At 54.9% G+C, this 14,108-nt stretch carries 26 protein-coding genes; all 26 read left to right on the top strand.

What is annotated here, in order from left to right:
* Positions 1 to 8: 8 nt before the first annotated feature.
* The 26 genes from rplB (at position 9) to bfr (ending at position 14,066) form a co-directional block, all read left to right on the top strand.
* The gene (gene rplB / locus ACM6I7_RS27495; RefSeq protein ID WP_003228734.1) at positions 9 to 833 is read left to right on the top strand and encodes a 50S ribosomal protein L2; all 825 of its coding nucleotides are present in this window, start codon (positions 9 to 11) and stop codon (positions 831 to 833) included.
* Positions 834 to 849: 16 nt separating this feature from the next.
* Complete coding sequence (gene rpsS, locus ACM6I7_RS27490) at positions 850 to 1,125, top strand: 30S ribosomal protein S19 (RefSeq protein WP_003228731.1); 276 nt, start codon at positions 850 to 852, stop codon at positions 1,123 to 1,125.
* A gap of 11 nt (positions 1,126 to 1,136) precedes the next feature.
* Positions 1,137 to 1,469 (top strand): 50S ribosomal protein L22, encoded by a 333-nt coding sequence (gene rplV, locus ACM6I7_RS27485; protein ID WP_003103908.1) that lies wholly within the window; start codon positions 1,137 to 1,139, stop codon positions 1,467 to 1,469.
* A gap of 13 nt (positions 1,470 to 1,482) precedes the next feature.
* Entirely contained in the window at positions 1,483 to 2,169 is a 687-nt protein-coding gene (gene rpsC / locus ACM6I7_RS27480) for a 30S ribosomal protein S3 (protein ID WP_003176422.1), read from the top strand.
* Positions 2,170 to 2,181: 12 nt separating this feature from the next.
* Positions 2,182 to 2,595: a 50S ribosomal protein L16 gene (rplP, locus tag ACM6I7_RS27475; protein WP_003228729.1), complete on the top strand. Its 414-nt coding sequence runs from the start codon at positions 2,182 to 2,184 to the stop codon at positions 2,593 to 2,595.
* Complete coding sequence (rpmC, locus tag ACM6I7_RS27470) at positions 2,595 to 2,786, top strand: 50S ribosomal protein L29 (protein WP_002555481.1); 192 nt, start codon at positions 2,595 to 2,597, stop codon at positions 2,784 to 2,786. Before rplP ends, rpmC begins: the two co-directional genes overlap by 1 nt.
* Before the next feature lie 2 nt (positions 2,787 to 2,788).
* A complete protein-coding gene (rpsQ, locus tag ACM6I7_RS27465) occupies positions 2,789 to 3,055 on the top strand; it encodes a 30S ribosomal protein S17 (protein ID WP_003194644.1) in 267 nt (88 codons plus the stop codon).
* Positions 3,056 to 3,078: 23 nt separating this feature from the next.
* A complete protein-coding gene (gene rplN / locus ACM6I7_RS27460) occupies positions 3,079 to 3,447 on the top strand; it encodes a 50S ribosomal protein L14 (protein ID WP_002555479.1) in 369 nt (122 codons plus the stop codon).
* A gap of 11 nt (positions 3,448 to 3,458) precedes the next feature.
* Positions 3,459 to 3,773, top strand: a complete 315-nt coding sequence (gene rplX, locus ACM6I7_RS27455) for a 50S ribosomal protein L24 (RefSeq protein WP_003186046.1) — start codon at positions 3,459 to 3,461, stop codon at positions 3,771 to 3,773.
* 20 nt (positions 3,774 to 3,793) lie between these two features.
* The gene (gene rplE, locus ACM6I7_RS27450) at positions 3,794 to 4,333 is read left to right on the top strand and encodes a 50S ribosomal protein L5 (RefSeq protein ID WP_003210069.1); all 540 of its coding nucleotides are present in this window, start codon (positions 3,794 to 3,796) and stop codon (positions 4,331 to 4,333) included.
* A gap of 13 nt (positions 4,334 to 4,346) precedes the next feature.
* Positions 4,347 to 4,652, top strand: coding sequence for a 30S ribosomal protein S14 (gene rpsN, locus ACM6I7_RS27445; RefSeq protein ID WP_003228726.1), 306 nt, complete (start codon positions 4,347 to 4,349; stop codon positions 4,650 to 4,652).
* A 209-nt stretch (positions 4,653 to 4,861) separates the two neighbouring features.
* The gene (gene rpsH / locus ACM6I7_RS27440) at positions 4,862 to 5,254 is read left to right on the top strand and encodes a 30S ribosomal protein S8 (protein ID WP_007966178.1); all 393 of its coding nucleotides are present in this window, start codon (positions 4,862 to 4,864) and stop codon (positions 5,252 to 5,254) included.
* A 12-nt stretch (positions 5,255 to 5,266) separates the two neighbouring features.
* On the top strand, positions 5,267 to 5,800 hold the full coding sequence (rplF, locus tag ACM6I7_RS27435) for a 50S ribosomal protein L6 (protein WP_007966176.1): 534 nt from the start codon (positions 5,267 to 5,269) through the stop codon (positions 5,798 to 5,800).
* 10 nt (positions 5,801 to 5,810) lie between these two features.
* A complete protein-coding gene (rplR, locus tag ACM6I7_RS27430) occupies positions 5,811 to 6,161 on the top strand; it encodes a 50S ribosomal protein L18 (protein WP_003186037.1) in 351 nt (116 codons plus the stop codon).
* A 3-nt stretch (positions 6,162 to 6,164) separates the two neighbouring features.
* Positions 6,165 to 6,665, top strand: coding sequence for a 30S ribosomal protein S5 (gene rpsE / locus ACM6I7_RS27425; RefSeq protein ID WP_003176409.1), 501 nt, complete (start codon positions 6,165 to 6,167; stop codon positions 6,663 to 6,665).
* A gap of 2 nt (positions 6,666 to 6,667) precedes the next feature.
* Positions 6,668 to 6,844 carry a 50S ribosomal protein L30 gene (gene rpmD / locus ACM6I7_RS27420; RefSeq protein WP_003176408.1) on the top strand — a complete coding sequence of 59 codons (177 nt, stop codon included), beginning with the start codon at positions 6,668 to 6,670 and terminating at the stop codon, positions 6,842 to 6,844.
* 3 nt (positions 6,845 to 6,847) lie between these two features.
* Complete coding sequence (rplO, locus tag ACM6I7_RS27415) at positions 6,848 to 7,285, top strand: 50S ribosomal protein L15 (RefSeq protein ID WP_003228720.1); 438 nt, start codon at positions 6,848 to 6,850, stop codon at positions 7,283 to 7,285.
* Positions 7,286 to 8,614: a preprotein translocase subunit SecY gene (secY, locus tag ACM6I7_RS27410; RefSeq protein ID WP_003228718.1), complete on the top strand. Its 1,329-nt coding sequence runs from the start codon at positions 7,286 to 7,288 to the stop codon at positions 8,612 to 8,614.
* A 27-nt stretch (positions 8,615 to 8,641) separates the two neighbouring features.
* A complete protein-coding gene (rpmJ, locus tag ACM6I7_RS27405; RefSeq protein ID WP_002555468.1) occupies positions 8,642 to 8,758 on the top strand; it encodes a 50S ribosomal protein L36 in 117 nt (38 codons plus the stop codon).
* A 130-nt stretch (positions 8,759 to 8,888) separates the two neighbouring features.
* On the top strand, positions 8,889 to 9,245 hold the full coding sequence (rpsM, locus tag ACM6I7_RS27400; protein WP_008374135.1) for a 30S ribosomal protein S13: 357 nt from the start codon (positions 8,889 to 8,891) through the stop codon (positions 9,243 to 9,245).
* 30 nt (positions 9,246 to 9,275) lie between these two features.
* Positions 9,276 to 9,665 carry a 30S ribosomal protein S11 gene (gene rpsK / locus ACM6I7_RS27395; RefSeq protein WP_002555466.1) on the top strand — a complete coding sequence of 130 codons (390 nt, stop codon included), beginning with the start codon at positions 9,276 to 9,278 and terminating at the stop codon, positions 9,663 to 9,665.
* Positions 9,666 to 9,683: 18 nt separating this feature from the next.
* A complete protein-coding gene (gene rpsD, locus ACM6I7_RS27390; protein WP_003176404.1) occupies positions 9,684 to 10,304 on the top strand; it encodes a 30S ribosomal protein S4 in 621 nt (206 codons plus the stop codon).
* Positions 10,305 to 10,326: 22 nt separating this feature from the next.
* On the top strand, positions 10,327 to 11,328 hold the full coding sequence (locus ACM6I7_RS27385) for a DNA-directed RNA polymerase subunit alpha (protein WP_003186012.1): 1,002 nt from the start codon (positions 10,327 to 10,329) through the stop codon (positions 11,326 to 11,328).
* A 42-nt stretch (positions 11,329 to 11,370) separates the two neighbouring features.
* On the top strand, positions 11,371 to 11,757 hold the full coding sequence (gene rplQ / locus ACM6I7_RS27380; protein ID WP_003176402.1) for a 50S ribosomal protein L17: 387 nt from the start codon (positions 11,371 to 11,373) through the stop codon (positions 11,755 to 11,757).
* 239 nt (positions 11,758 to 11,996) lie between these two features.
* The gene (locus tag ACM6I7_RS27375; RefSeq protein WP_097089412.1) at positions 11,997 to 13,451 is read left to right on the top strand and encodes a catalase; all 1,455 of its coding nucleotides are present in this window, start codon (positions 11,997 to 11,999) and stop codon (positions 13,449 to 13,451) included.
* Between the two features lie 150 nt (positions 13,452 to 13,601).
* On the top strand, positions 13,602 to 14,066 hold the full coding sequence (gene bfr, locus ACM6I7_RS27370; protein ID WP_003228714.1) for a bacterioferritin: 465 nt from the start codon (positions 13,602 to 13,604) through the stop codon (positions 14,064 to 14,066).
* Positions 14,067 to 14,108 lie beyond the last annotated feature (42 nt).

Genomic DNA, 14,108 nt, shown 5'->3' with positions numbered 1-14,108 from the left:
GGTGCATCATGGCAATCGTTAAATGCAAACCGACTTCCCCTGGCCGCCGTTTTGTGGTCAAGGTGGTCAACCAGGAGCTGCATAAAGGCGCTCCTCACGCACCGCTGCTCGAGAAAAAATCGAAGACTGGTGGTCGTAACAACAATGGCCGTATTACCACTCGTCACATCGGTGGTGGTCATAAGCAGCATTACCGTATGGTCGATTTCCGTCGCAACGACAAAGATGGCATCGTCGCCACTGTCGAGCGTATCGAATACGATCCAAACCGTACTGCTCACATTGCACTGCTCTGCTACGCAGACGGCGAGCGTCGCTACATCATCGCCCCTAAAGGCGTGAGTGCTGGCGACCAGCTGATCGCAGGCGCTCTGGCTCCAATCAAGCCAGGCAACGCTCTGCAACTGCGCAACATTCCAGTCGGTTCTACCGTACACGGCATCGAACTGAAGCCAGGTAAAGGCGCACAGATCGCTCGTTCCGCTGGTGCTTCGGCTCAGCTGATCGCTCGTGAAGGCGTGTACGTTACCCTGCGTCTGCGTTCCGGTGAAATGCGTAAAGTCCTGGCTGAATGTCGTGCGACCCTGGGCGAAGTCTCGAACTCCGAGCATAGCCTGCGTTCGCTGGGTAAAGCTGGTGCCAAACGCTGGCGTGGCGTTCGCCCAACCGTTCGTGGTGTTGCCATGAACCCGGTTGACCACCCACATGGTGGTGGTGAAGGTCGTACCTCTGGTGGTCGTCATCCGGTATCGCCATGGGGCTTCCCGACTAAGGGCGCGAAGACTCGTGGTAATAAGCGTACCGACAAAATGATCGTCCGTCGTCGCAAGTAAATAGAGGGATACGACAGTGCCACGTTCTCTGAAAAAAGGTCCTTTTATTGATCTTCACCTACTGAAGAAGATCGAAGTGGCGGCGGAAAAGAACGATCGCAAACCAATTAAGACTTGGTCGCGTCGTTCGATGATCCTGCCACAAATGGTCGGTCTGACCATCGCAGTACACAACGGCCGTCAGCACGTCCCAGTTCTCGTGAACGAAGACATGGTTGGCCATAAACTGGGCGAGTTCGCCGGTACCCGCACTTATCGTGGGCACGTGGCTGACAAGAAAGCCAAGCGTTAAGGGGTAAGGAAATGGAAGTAGCCGCTAAGTTGTCGGGCGCTCGAATCTCCGCCCAGAAAGCCCGCTTGGTCGCCGACCAGATCCGCGGGAAGAAGGTGGGCGAAGCGCTCAACCTGTTGGCTTTCAGCAGTAAGAAAGCCGCCGAGATCATGAAGAAAGTGCTGGAGTCGGCCGTAGCCAACGCCGAGCATAACGAAGGCGCAGACGTTGATGACCTGAAGGTCAGCACCGTTTTCGTCAACGAAGGGCGTTCGCTGAAGCGCATCATGCCACGTGCCAAAGGCCGTGCTGATCGCATCGTCAAGCGGTCTTGCCATATCACTGTCAAGGTTGCTGACAAGTAACGGAGTCGAAGAGATGGGTCAGAAAGTACATCCCATTGGCATTCGCCTGGGAATCGTCAAGGAGCACACCTCCGTCTGGTACGCAGACGGTCGGACTTATGCGGACTACTTGTTCGCAGATCTGAAAGTGCGTGAGTATCTCCAAGACAAACTAAAAAGCGCGTCCGTAAGCCGTATCGATATCCATCGTCCGGCCCAAACTGCACGCATCACCATCCACACCGCTCGTCCAGGTATCGTTATCGGGAAGAAAGGTGAAGATGTTGAGAAACTGCGTCAGGACCTGACCAAGCAAATGGGTGTGCCTGTGCACATCAATATCGAAGAGATCCGCAAGCCGGAGCTCGACGGTATGCTGGTTGCGCAGAGCGTAGCTCAGCAGCTGGAGCGTCGTGTAATGTTCCGTCGCGCTATGAAGCGCGCAGTACAGAACGCCATGCGCATTGGTGCCAAAGGCATCAAAATCCAAGTGAGCGGTCGTCTCGGCGGTGCTGAAATCGCACGTACTGAATGGTATCGCGAAGGTCGTGTGCCACTGCACACCCTGCGTGCCGACATCGACTATGCCAACTACGAAGCTCACACCACCTACGGTGTGATCGGTGTAAAGGTTTGGATCTTCAAAGGCGAAGTAATTGGTGGTCGCCAAGAAGAGCTGAAACCACAAGCACCAGCGCCTCGTAAAAAAGCTGCTAAGTAAGGGGTACGCCAAATGTTGCAACCAAAGCGTACGAAGTTCCGCAAGCAGATGACCGGCCACAACCGTGGTCTGGCACTGCGCGGTAGCAAAGTCAGCTTCGGCGAGTTCGCGCTGAAGTCTGTTGCTCGTGGTCGTCTCACCGCTCGTCAGATCGAGTCAGCGCGTCGTGCTCTGACCCGTCACGTAAAACGTGGTGGCAAGATCTGGATCCGTGTATTCCCGGACAAGCCGATCTCCAAGAAACCTCTCGAGGTTCGTATGGGTAAAGGTAAGGGTAACGTGGAGTACTGGGTTGCCCAGATTCAGCCAGGCAAAGTCCTGTATGAAATCGAGGGTGTTTCTGAAGAGCTGGCGCGTGAGGCTTTCGCCCTGGCTGCTGCAAAGCTGCCGCTCGCCACCTCCTTTGTTAAACGGACGGTGATGTGATGAAGGCGAATGAACTTCGTGAAAAATCCGCACAGCAGCTGAACGAGCAACTGCTCGGCTTGCTGCGCGACCAGTTCAATCTGCGTATGCAGAAAGCAACTGGCCAGTTGGGGCAGTCTCATCTGCTCTCGCAAGTTAAGCGTGACATCGCTCGCGTGAAGACTGTGCTCAACCAGCAGGCAGGTAAGTGATCATGGCTGAAGCCGAAAAAACTGTCCGTACGCTGACTGGCCGTGTTGTCAGCGACAAGATGGACAAAACCATCACCGTTCTGATCGAGCGTCGCGTTAAGCACCCGATCTACGGTAAATACGTTAAGCGTTCGACTAAGCTGCACGCGCACGACGAAACCAATCAGTGCCACATCGGCGACAAAGTCACTATTCGTGAAACTCGTCCGATGGCCAAGACCAAGTCTTGGGCGCTGGTTGATGTTCTCGAACGCGCTGTGGAAGTCTAAGGGCTAGGGGTCGGAGAAATTATATGATTCAGACTCAATCCATGCTCGATGTGGCCGATAACAGCGGCGCTCGCCGCGTTATGTGCATCAAGGTGCTGGGTGGCTCCCATCGTCGTTACGCTGGTATCGGTGACATCATCAAAGTTACCGTCAAGGAAGCAATTCCTCGCGGTAAAGTGAAAAAAGGCCAAGTGATGACTGCTGTTGTAGTCCGCACTCGTCACGGCGTACGTCGTGCTGATGGCTCCATTATCCGCTTTGATGGCAACGCTGCTGTTCTTCTGAACAACAAGCAAGAGCCGATCGGCACCCGTATCTTTGGGCCAGTGACCCGTGAACTTCGTACTGAGAAGTTCATGAAGATCGTCTCGCTCGCCCCAGAAGTGCTGTAAGGAGATCCGACATGCAAAAGATTCGTCGTGACGACGAGATCATCGTGATCGCCGGCAAAGACAAAGGTAAGCGCGGTAAGGTGCTGAAGGTTCTTGCTGACAACCGTCTGGTTGTTGGTGGTCTGAACCTGGTCAAGCGTCATACCAAGCCTAACCCGATGTCGGGCGTACAGGGCGGTATCGTCGAGAAAGAAGCGCCACTGCACGCTTCCAACGTCGCCATCTTCAACGGCGAAACCAACAAGGCTGACCGCGTTGGTTTCAAAGTAGAAGACGGTAAGAAAATTCGTGTCTTCAAGTCGACCCAAAAAGCGGTTGATGCTTGAACACTGCTAGGTAGAAGACCATGGCACGACTAAAAGAGATTTACCGGAAGGAAATCGCTCCGAAACTTAAGGAAGAACTTAAGCTTTCGAACGTGATGGAAGTTCCGCGCGTTACCAAAATCACCCTGAACATGGGTCTGGGCGAAGCGATCGGCGACAAAAAAGTCATCGAGCACGCTGTTGCTGACCTGGAAAAGATCACCGGCCAAAAAGTCGTTGTGACCTACGCTCGTAAATCCATTGCTGGCTTTAAAGTCCGTGAAGGATGGCCGATCGGCGTCAAAGTGACTCTGCGCCGTGAGCGTATGTACGAGTTCCTGGATCGTCTGCTGTCGATCTCCCTGCCTCGGGTTCGCGACTTCCGCGGCCTGAATGCCAAGTCCTTCGATGGTCGTGGCAACTACAGCATGGGCGTGAAAGAGCAGATCATTTTCCCGGAAATCGACTACGACAAGATCGATGCTCTCCGCGGTCTGGACATTACCCTGACCACCACTGCCAAGAACGATGATGAAGGCCGCGCTCTGCTGCGTGCTTTCAAATTCCCGTTCCGCAACTGATTGGAGTAGGAAAATGGCCAAGAAGAGCATGAAAAACCGTGAGCTGAAGCGTCAGCTCACTGTTGCCAAGTACGCCACCAAGCGTGCAGCGCTGAAAGCTATCATCGTTGATCTGAACGCAAGTCCAGAAGCGCGTTGGGAAGCTACCGTAGCTCTGCAGAAGCAACCACGTGACGCAAGCGCTTCGCGCATGCGTAACCGTTGCCGCCTGACTGGTCGTCCGCACGGCGTTTACCGCAAGTTCGGCCTGGGCCGTAACAAACTGCGTGAAGCGGCAATGCGTGGTGACGTTCCAGGTCTGGTTAAAGCCAGCTGGTAATCGCTGTCAAAGCCTTGATGGTCGGGTTCGCAAGAACCTGACCATCGGTGGCCTTGAATCTGAATCAAGCCCCTTTTGGGGCTTGATTCATTTCTGGGGTGTGTCTAGAATGACCGGCTCGCCTGAGCCCGTGTTTTTCATGCCCGGAGTTTCTCGGCGACATGTAGTAGCCGCAAGGCTAATTTTTCTGTATTAGGAGCGTCTAGCCCATGAGTATGCAGGACCCGTTAGCGGACATGCTAACTCGAATCCGTAATGCCCAGATGGCTGAAAAGTCTGTCGTAAGCATGCCGTCTTCCACGTTGAAGGTGGCTGTAGCAAAAGTCCTGAAGGACGAAGGTTACATCGCGGATTTTCAGATCACCACCGACGCTAAGCCGTCGTTGTCCATCTCGCTGAAATACTTCGAAGGCCGTCCGGTCATCGAGGAAGTGAAGCGCGTTAGTCGTCCAGGCCTGCGTCAGTACAAGTCCGTTGAAGATCTGCCGAAAGTTCGTGGCGGTCTTGGCGTGTCTATCGTCTCCACCAACAAAGGTGTGATGACGGATCGTGCTGCGCGCGCTGCCGGTGTCGGCGGCGAAGTTCTTTGCACTGTGTTCTAAGGGGGGATAAGCATGTCTCGCGTCGCTAAGAACCCCGTTAAGCTGCCAGCCGGTGTCGAAGTAAAATTCGCAGGCCAACAGCTTTCGGTGAAGGGTGCCAAGGGTACTCTTGAACTGAACATCCATTCGTCCGTTGAGATCGTTGAAGAAGCTGGTGAGCTGCGTTTCGCTGCTCGCAATGGCGATCAACAGACTCGCGCAATGGCCGGTACCACGCGTGCGTTGGTAAACAACATGGTCCAAGGCGTAAGCCAAGGCTTCGAGCGCAAGCTCCAGCTGGTCGGTGTTGGTTACAAAGCGCAAGCAAAAGGTCAGGTGCTGAACCTGGCTCTTGGCTTCTCGCACCCAGTGGATTACGAACTGCCGCAAGGCATCACCGCTGAGACTCCTAGCCAGACCGATATCCTGATCAAGGGCATCGATAAACAGCTGGTAGGTCAAGTGGCCGCTGAGATCCGCGACTTCCGTCCACCAGAGCCGTACAAAGGCAAAGGTGTGCGCTACGCGGACGAAGTCGTCCGTCGTAAAGAAGCCAAGAAGAAGTAGGGCATAGCAAATGACCGACAAAAAAGTTACTCGACTGCGTCGCGCTCGCAAAGCACGCCTGAAAATGCACGAACTCGAAGTCGTGCGTCTCTGCGTGTTCCGCTCGTCGCAGCACATCTACGCCCAGGTCATCTCGGCCGACGGCAACAAAGTCCTGGCAAGCGCCTCGACTTTGGATAAAGAACTGCGTGATGGCGCCACTGGCAACATCGACGCGGCCACAAAGGTTGGCCAGCTGGTCGCTACGCGTGCTAAGGCCGCTGGCGTCTCGCAAGTGGCTTTCGACCGCTCTGGCTTCAAGTACCATGGCCGCGTTAAAGCGCTGGCTGATGCTGCTCGTGAAGCTGGGCTGGAGTTCTAAGTTATGTCAAATAACGACCAAAAGCGCGACGAAGGCTACATTGAGAAGCTGGTTCAAGTTAACCGCGTAGCCAAAACCGTTAAAGGCGGCCGTATCTTCACTTTCACCGCGTTGACCGTGGTTGGTGATGGTAAAGGGCGTGTTGGCTTCGGCCGTGGCAAGTCGCGTGAAGTGCCTGCTGCGATCCAGAAGGCAATGGAAGCTGCTCGCCGCAACATGATTCAAGTTGACCTGAACGGCACTACCCTGCAGTACGCAATGAAGTCCGCTCACGGCGCTTCGAAGGTGTACATGCAGCCTGCTTCTGAAGGTACCGGTATCATCGCTGGCGGCGCTATGCGTGCTGTCCTCGAAGTTGCTGGCGTTCAGAACGTTCTGGCCAAGTGCTACGGCTCGACTAACCCGGTAAACGTGGTTCACGCCACTTTCAAAGGTCTGAAAGCCATGCAATCTCCTGAGTCCATCGCTGCCAAGCGTGGCCTGACTGTCAAGGAGATCTTCTGATCATGGCTACCGTTAAAGTTACGCTGATCAAAAGCATGACCGGCCGCATCCCTAACCACAAACTGTGCGTTAAGGGTCTGGGTCTGCGTCGCATCGGTCACACTGTAGAAGTCCAGGATACTCCCGAGAATCGCGGGATGATCAACAAGGCTTACTACATGCTGCGTGTCGAGGGTTAATCGATGAAACTCAATGATCTGAGTCCAGCGCCGGGTTCCCGTCGCGAAAAGCATCGTCCGGGCCGTGGTATCGGTAGCGGTTTGGGTAAGACTGGTGGCCGTGGCCACAAAGGTCAAACCTCCCGCTCCGGTGGCACTATTGCTCCAGGCTTTGAAGGCGGTCAACAGCCGCTGCATCGTCGCCTGCCGAAGTTCGGTTTCGTTTCCCTGAAAGCCATGGACCGCGCAGAAGTGCGTCTGTCCGAGCTGGCCAAAGTGGAAGGCGACATCGTCACCGTGCAGTCCCTGAAAGATGCCAACGTGATCAACGTCAACGTACAGCGTGTGAAAATCATGCTGTCCGGTGAAGTGACTCGCGCTGTCACTATCGGCAAGGGAATCGGCGCCACCAAAGGTGCGCGTGCGGCTATCGAAGCAGCTGGCGGCAAGTTCGAGGAATAAATGGCTAAGCAAGGTGCTCTCTCTGCGCTCGGCAAAGGCGGTATGTCTGAACTCTGGGCTCGTCTGCGTTTTCTGTTCCTGGCGATTATCGTCTACCGAATAGGCGCACACATCCCGGTTCCAGGTATCAACCCGGACCGACTCGCAGACCTGTTTCGACAGAATGAGGGGACCATTCTTAGCTTGTTCAACATGTTCTCCGGCGGCGCGCTGGAACGGATGAGCATCTTTGCACTGGGGATCATGCCGTACATTTCGGCATCGATCATCATGCAACTGATGACCGCCGTCAGCCCGCAGCTGGAGCAGTTGAAGAAGGAAGGTGAAGCTGGCCGTCGCAAGATCAGCCAGTACACCCGCTACGGCACCGTCGTCCTCGCTCTCGTTCAGGCTATTGGCATGTCCATTGGTCTGGCGGGGCAGGGCGTTGCGTTCACTGGTGACTTTGGCTTCCATTTCGTCGCGGTATCCACTTTTGTGGCTGGTGCGATGTTCATGATGTGGCTGGGTGAGCAGATTACTGAGCGTGGTGTAGGCAACGGTATCTCGATGTTGATTTTTTCGGGTATCGTCGCCGGTCTTCCGAGAGCAATAGGGCAGTCTTTCGAGTCTGCGCGTCAGGGTGATATCAATATCTTCGCCTTGGTTGCCATCGGTTTGCTGGCAGTAGCGATTATCGGTTTCGTGGTGTTCATTGAGCGTGGCCAGCGTCGTATCGCTGTTCACTACGCCAAGCGTCAGCAGGGCCGCAAGGTTTTTGCTGCGCAGACAAGCCACTTGCCGCTGAAGGTGAACATGGCCGGTGTTATTCCGGCTATTTTCGCGAGCAGCATTTTGCTGTTCCCGGCTTCGTTGGGTGCCTGGTTTGGTCAGTCTGAAGGTATGGGCTGGTTGCAGGACATCTCGCAGTCGATCGCTCCTGGTCAGCCGTTGAATATTCTGCTGTTTAGTGCAGGGATTATTTTCTTCTGCTTCTTCTATACGGCGTTGATGTTCAATCCGAAAGACGTAGCGGAAAACCTGAAGAAGTCCGGTGCCTTTATTCCGGGCATCCGTCCAGGTGAGCAGTCTGCACGCTATATTGATGGCGTTCTGACTCGCTTGACCATGTTCGGTGCTCTTTACATGACGGCCGTGTGCCTGTTGCCCCAATTCCTGGTGGTTGCAGCAAACGTTCCGTTCTACCTTGGCGGGACCTCGTTGCTGATCGTGGTCGTGGTTGTGATGGACTTCATGTCCCAAGTACAATCGCACCTCGTTTCGCACCAGTACGAATCCCTGATGAAGAAAGCCAACCTGAAGGGTTACGGCAGCGGCATGTTGCGCTGAGTACCCATAAGGTTCGAGGAGTTGGTGATGAAAGTTCGTGCATCGGTGAAAAAGCTGTGCCGTAACTGCAAGATTATTCGCCGCGAAGGTGTTGTTCGAGTAATTTGCAGCGCGGAACCGCGTCACAAACAGCGCCAAGGCTGAGTGTGATTGTGCTTCAAGCCCGGCAGCTAGTGCGCTGCCGGGTTGATTATTTGTTATTACAGCGATATTATCTCGCGCCCTATTTCTTGGCTTCCGGGGCGTAGGTAGCTGTCAATTGGAGTCCCACTGAATGGCCCGTATTGCAGGCGTTAACATTCCAGATAACAAGCATACTGTTATCTCGCTGACCTACATCTATGGTGTCGGTCGCACTACTGCGCAGAAAATCTGTGCAGACACTGGGGTAAACCCAGCAGCAAAGATCAAAGATCTGAGCGACGAGCAAATTGAACAGCTGCGTGGCGAAGTGGCGAAGTTCACCACTGAAGGTGACCTGCGTCGCGAAATCAACATGAAAATCAAGCGCTTGATGGACCTCGGTTGCTATCGCGGTCTGCGTCATCGTCGCGGTCTTCCAGTACGCGGTCAGCGTACCAAGACCAACGCGCGTACCCGTAAAGGTCCGCGTAAGCCGATCCGCAAGTAATCGCCCCAGCGAATCGACAGGAATTTAATCATGGCAAAACCTGCTGCTCGTCCTCGTAAAAAAGTTAAAAAGACAGTGGTTGATGGCATCGCCCACATCCATGCTTCTTTTAACAACACCATCGTGACCATTACCGACCGTCAAGGTAACGCTCTTTCCTGGGCTACCTCCGGTGGTTCGGGTTTCCGCGGTTCCCGCAAGTCCACTCCGTTCGCTGCTCAAGTAGCTGCTGAGCGTGCTGGTCAAGCTGCGCTGGAATACGGCCTGAAAAACCTCGACGTTAACGTCAAGGGTCCAGGTCCAGGTCGTGAATCCGCAGTCCGCGCTTTGAACGGCTGTGGCTACAAGATCGCCAGCATCACCGACGTGACGCCAATCCCGCACAACGGGTGCCGTCCGCCGAAGAAGCGCCGCGTGTAATCCAGGAGATTGTAAAGAATGGCTCGTTACATTGGTCCAAAATGCAAACTCGCTCGTCGCGAAGGCACCGATCTCTTCCTGAAGAGCGGCGTGCGCGCGATCGAATCGAAGTGCAACATTGAAGCAGCACCTGGTATCCACGGCCAACGCCGCGGTCGCCAGTCCGACTACGGCACCCAACTGCGTGAAAAGCAGAAGGTTCGTCGTATCTACGGCGTTCTCGAGCGTCAGTTCAGCGGCTACTACAAAGAAGCTGCTGGCAAGAAAGGTGCAACCGGTGAAAACCTGCTGCAACTGCTCGAATGCCGTCTGGACAACGTTGTATACCGTATGGGCTTTGGTTCGACTCGTGCCGAATCCCGTCAGCTGGTATCGCACAAGTCGATCAGCGTTAACGGTCAGACCGTAAACGTTCCGTCGTATCAGGTTCGTGCTGGTGACGTGGTCGCAGTTCGCGAGAAAGCAAAAAACCAACTTCGCATTGTCCAAGCTCTCGATCTGTGTGCCCAACGTGGCCGCGTAGAATGGGTAGAAGTAGACACTGAGAAGAAGTCGGGCGTTTTCAAGAACGTTCCTGCTCGCAGTGATCTGTCCGCCGACATCAACGAAAGCCTGATTGTCGAGCTCTACTCCAAGTAAGGGCTAGAAAATAGGTGCATCCATGCAGATTTCGGTAAATGAGTTCCTGACACCCCGCCACATTGATGTGCAGGTTGTCAGTCCAACCCGCGCCAAGATCACTCTCGAGCCTCTCGAGCGTGGTTTTGGCCACACCCTGGGCAACGCGCTGCGCCGCATCCTGTTGTCCTCAATGCCCGGCTGCGCAGTAGTCGAGGCCGAGATTGACGGTGTGCTCCACGAGTACAGCGCCATCGAAGGTGTACAGGAAGACGTAATTGAAATCCTGTTGAACCTTAAAGGTCTGGCCATCAAGCTGCACGGTCGTGACGAAGTTACGCTGACCTTGTCGAAGAAGGGTTCGGGGGTGGTTACCGCTGCCGATATTCAGCTGGATCATGATGTCGAGATCGTTAACCCCGATCACGTAATCGCTAACCTGGCGTCTAACGGCGCCCTGAACATGAAGCTCACCGTAGCTCGTGGTCGTGGTTATGAACCAGCCGACTCGCGTCAGAGCGATGAAGACGAAAGCCGCAGCATTGGTCGCTTGCAGCTCGACTCTTCGTTCAGCCCGGTTCGCCGTATCGCATACGTGGTGGAAAACGCCCGTGTCGAGCAGCGTACCAACCTGGACAAGCTGGTTATTGATCTGGAAACCAACGGTACCCTGGATCCTGAAGAGGCTATCCGCCGCGCTGCAACCATCCTGCAACAGCAGTTGGCTGCGTTCGTCGACCTCAAAGGTGACAGTGAGCCAGTGGTTGTCGAGCAGGAAGACGAGATCGATCCGATCCTGCTTCGCCCGGTTGACGATCTGGAACTGACTGTACGTTCGGCTAACTGCCTTAAGGCGGAAAACATCTACTACATCGGCGACCTGATTCAGCGTACCGAAGTAGAGCTGTTGAAGACTCCGAACCTGGGCAAGAAATCCTTGACTGAAATCAAGGACGTTCTGGCCTCCCGCGGTCTGTCCCTCGGCATGCGCCTCGACAACTGGCCGCCTGCAAGTCTTAAGAAGGACGACAAGGCGACTGCCTGATCGTCGTAATCACCGAACGTAGTGTTTGGTAAGGAATGAACCATGCGTCATCGTAAAAGTGGGCGTCACCTGAGCCGCACCAGCTCGCACCGCAAGGCCATGTTCCAGAACATGGCGGTGTCGTTGTTCGAGCACGAGCTGATCAAGACTACTCTGCCAAAAGCCAAAGAACTGCGCCGCGTTGCCGAGCCGCTGATCACTCTGGCCAAGACAGACAGCCTGGCTAACCGCCGTCTGGCTTTCGACCGTACTCGTTCGAAAGCTATCGTTGGTAAGCTCTTCAACGACCTGGGCAAGCGTTACGCTACCCGTGAGGGTGGCTACCTGCGCATCCTCAAGTGCGGCTTCCGCGCTGGCGACAACGCGCCTATGGCGTACGTCGAGTTGGTTGATCGTGCTACTGCTGGCGAAGCTGTATCCGCCGAGTAAGACGTCAGTCTGAAACGAAAAACCGGGCCTAGTGCCCGGTTTTTTGTGCCCGCAAGAAATGCGCTGTTCGTACAAGCTTCTGACATTGTTGTGTTGCCACTATGTGCAGGGAAACATAATTAGTAATTATCTATCGATGACTGCAAGTTAATGAATTTGTAGGTGTCTCATCGATGATCAATACTTCCCAGCAAGCCGATTAGCCGGCAGTTTCAAGACTGACAGAGGAAGAAGACCGTATGAGCCAGATCAAAACGCTTACGACCGCCAGTGGCGCACCTGTCGCCGATAACCAGAATTCTCGCTCCGCCGGCCCCCGTGGCCCGCTGCTGCTCGACGATTTTCATCTGATCGAGAAGCTTGCCCATTTCAACCGTGAAAACATTCCTGAGCGCCGCGTGCACGCCAAGGGCTCGGGTGCTTACGGTACGTTCATCGTGACCCGTGATATCACCGAATACACCAGCGCCAAACTGTTTGAGGCCGTGGGCAAGCAAACGCCAACGTTCTTGCGCTTCTCCACTGTAGGCGGCGAACGTGGCTCGGCTGACACTGAACGTGATCCACGTGGGTTCGCCCTCAAGTTCTACACCGAAGAGGGCAACTGGGACATCGTTGGCAACAACACCCCTGTTTTCTTCATTCGTGATCCACTGAAGTTTCCCGACTTTATCCACACGCAGAAACGTCTGCCGCAGAGCAACCTGAAAAGCGCCCAGATGATGTGGGACTTCTGGTCGCATTCGCCGGAAGCACTGCATCAAGTGACCATTCTGTTTTCGGATCGCGGCATTCCCGATGGCTACCGTCACATGCACGGCTTCGGCAGCCACACCTACAGTCTGATCAATGCAAAAGGTGAGCGTCACTGGGTGAAGTGGCACTACAAAACCAAGCAAGGCATCAAGAACCTGGCACCGGCCGATGCTGCGCGCCTGGCGGGTACCGATCCGGATTACGCTCAGCGTGATCTGTTCGAAGCCATCGAGCGTGGCGACTTCCCGAAATGGCGCGTATGCATTCAGATCATGACCGAGGCTCAGGCTGCAGCGCACTATGAGAACCCGTTCGACGTGACCAAGACCTGGTCGCAAAAGGAGTTTCCGCTGATCGAAGTCGGCGAACTGGAGCTGAACCGCAACCCGCTGAACTACTTTGCCGAGGTCGAGCAAGCCGCATTCGGTCCGAGCAACATGGTGCCAGGTGTCGGTCTGTCGCCGGATCGCATGCTGCAAGGCCGCGTGTTCGCCTACGCCGATGCACATCGCTATCGCGTGGGCACAAACCACCAACAATTACCGGTGAATGCGCCGCGCAGCCCGGTGAATACGTACCAGCGCGACGGCTCGATGGCCTTCGGCAGCAATGGTGGTGCAGCACCTAACTACGAACCGAACAGCTACATTGAATCACCGAAGCAAGCTCCGCACTACGCCGAGCCTGCACTGGCATTGAGTGGTGCTGCTGACCGTTACGATCATCGCGAAGACACCGATTACTACAGCCACGCCGGTGCGCTGTTCCGTCTGATGAGCGACGAGCAGAAAGCCTTGCTGGTCAGCAATATCGCCGGCGCCATGAGCGGTGTTTCACCTGATGTGGTTGATCGTCAGTTGCAGCATTTCTATAAGGCCGATCCGGCGTATGGAGAAGCAATCGCAAAGCTGCTCGACGTACAGCTTAACGAAGTCTAAACGAGAAGCAGAACCGCCCTCATTGGGGCGGTTTTTGCGTTATTTAGGCTGGTTTTCTCAGAATATCTTCGCTTTTATTGCGCGAAACGGGGTGACCTTCCGGTCAGCTTGGTTCAAACTACAGACTTTCAAGCAGGGAGATGTAGGGCGATGCAAGGCCACCCAGACGTAATCGATTACCTCAACACGTTGCTGACCGGCGAACTGGCCGCGCGTGACCAATATTTTGTTCACTCGCGGATGTATGAGGACTGGGGTTTCACCAAGCTCTACGAACGAATCAACCACGAGATGGAAGAAGAGGCCGGTCACGCCGACGCACTGATGCGCCGGATCCTGATGCTCGAAGGCACACCGCGCATGCGCCCGGACGATCTCGACGTCGGCACCACCGTCCCGGAGATGCTCGAAGCAGATCTGCGTCTCGAGTACAAAGTCCGCGCCGCTCTGTGCAAAGGCATTGAGTTGTGCGAGCAGCACAAGGATTATGTCAGTCGCGAAATCCTGCGTGTTCAGCTCAACGACACTGAAGAAGATCACACCTACTGGCTGGAAAAGCAGTTGGGCCTGATCAAGCTCATCGGTCTCGAGAATTACCTGCAATCTCACACCTGATTGCACAGACACAAAAAAGCCCCTGTCACGGTTGAAGTGACA

The organism is Pseudomonas sp. IT-93MI4 (assembly GCF_949767635.1).
Classification (GTDB): domain Bacteria; phylum Pseudomonadota; class Gammaproteobacteria; order Pseudomonadales; family Pseudomonadaceae; genus Aquipseudomonas; species Aquipseudomonas putida_A.
This window is presented reverse-complemented; position numbering and strand designations above follow the sequence as displayed.

Bases quoted from the DNA above. Each gene is read 5' to 3' on its own strand.
- rplB (WP_003228734.1), top strand. From the start codon at position 9: ATGGCAATCGTTAAATGCAAACCGACTTCCCCTGGCCGCCGTTTTGTG.
- rplV (WP_003103908.1), top strand. From the start codon at position 1,137: ATGGAAGTAGCCGCTAAGTTGTCGGGCGCTCGAATCTCCGCCCAGAAA.
- rpsC (WP_003176422.1), top strand. From the start codon at position 1,483: ATGGGTCAGAAAGTACATCCCATTGGCATTCGCCTGGGAATCGTCAAG.
- rplP (WP_003228729.1), top strand. From the start codon at position 2,182: ATGTTGCAACCAAAGCGTACGAAGTTCCGCAAGCAGATGACCGGCCAC.
- rpmC (WP_002555481.1), top strand. From the start codon at position 2,595: ATGAAGGCGAATGAACTTCGTGAAAAATCCGCACAGCAGCTGAACGAG.
- rpsQ (WP_003194644.1), top strand. From the start codon at position 2,789: ATGGCTGAAGCCGAAAAAACTGTCCGTACGCTGACTGGCCGTGTTGTC.
- rplN (WP_002555479.1), top strand. From the start codon at position 3,079: ATGATTCAGACTCAATCCATGCTCGATGTGGCCGATAACAGCGGCGCT.
- rplX (WP_003186046.1), top strand. From the start codon at position 3,459: ATGCAAAAGATTCGTCGTGACGACGAGATCATCGTGATCGCCGGCAAA.
- rplE (WP_003210069.1), top strand. From the start codon at position 3,794: ATGGCACGACTAAAAGAGATTTACCGGAAGGAAATCGCTCCGAAACTT.
- rpsN (WP_003228726.1), top strand. From the start codon at position 4,347: ATGGCCAAGAAGAGCATGAAAAACCGTGAGCTGAAGCGTCAGCTCACT.
- rpsH (WP_007966178.1), top strand. From the start codon at position 4,862: ATGAGTATGCAGGACCCGTTAGCGGACATGCTAACTCGAATCCGTAAT.
- rplF (WP_007966176.1), top strand. From the start codon at position 5,267: ATGTCTCGCGTCGCTAAGAACCCCGTTAAGCTGCCAGCCGGTGTCGAA.
- rplR (WP_003186037.1), top strand. From the start codon at position 5,811: ATGACCGACAAAAAAGTTACTCGACTGCGTCGCGCTCGCAAAGCACGC.
- rpsE (WP_003176409.1), top strand. From the start codon at position 6,165: ATGTCAAATAACGACCAAAAGCGCGACGAAGGCTACATTGAGAAGCTG.
- rpmD (WP_003176408.1), top strand. From the start codon at position 6,668: ATGGCTACCGTTAAAGTTACGCTGATCAAAAGCATGACCGGCCGCATC.
- rplO (WP_003228720.1), top strand. From the start codon at position 6,848: ATGAAACTCAATGATCTGAGTCCAGCGCCGGGTTCCCGTCGCGAAAAG.
- secY (WP_003228718.1), top strand. From the start codon at position 7,286: ATGGCTAAGCAAGGTGCTCTCTCTGCGCTCGGCAAAGGCGGTATGTCT.
- rpmJ (WP_002555468.1), top strand. From the start codon at position 8,642: ATGAAAGTTCGTGCATCGGTGAAAAAGCTGTGCCGTAACTGCAAGATT.
- rpsM (WP_008374135.1), top strand. From the start codon at position 8,889: ATGGCCCGTATTGCAGGCGTTAACATTCCAGATAACAAGCATACTGTT.
- rpsK (WP_002555466.1), top strand. From the start codon at position 9,276: ATGGCAAAACCTGCTGCTCGTCCTCGTAAAAAAGTTAAAAAGACAGTG.
- rpsD (WP_003176404.1), top strand. From the start codon at position 9,684: ATGGCTCGTTACATTGGTCCAAAATGCAAACTCGCTCGTCGCGAAGGC.
- ACM6I7_RS27385 (WP_003186012.1), top strand. From the start codon at position 10,327: ATGCAGATTTCGGTAAATGAGTTCCTGACACCCCGCCACATTGATGTG.
- rplQ (WP_003176402.1), top strand. From the start codon at position 11,371: ATGCGTCATCGTAAAAGTGGGCGTCACCTGAGCCGCACCAGCTCGCAC.
- ACM6I7_RS27375 (WP_097089412.1), top strand. From the start codon at position 11,997: ATGAGCCAGATCAAAACGCTTACGACCGCCAGTGGCGCACCTGTCGCC.
- bfr (WP_003228714.1), top strand. From the start codon at position 13,602: ATGCAAGGCCACCCAGACGTAATCGATTACCTCAACACGTTGCTGACC.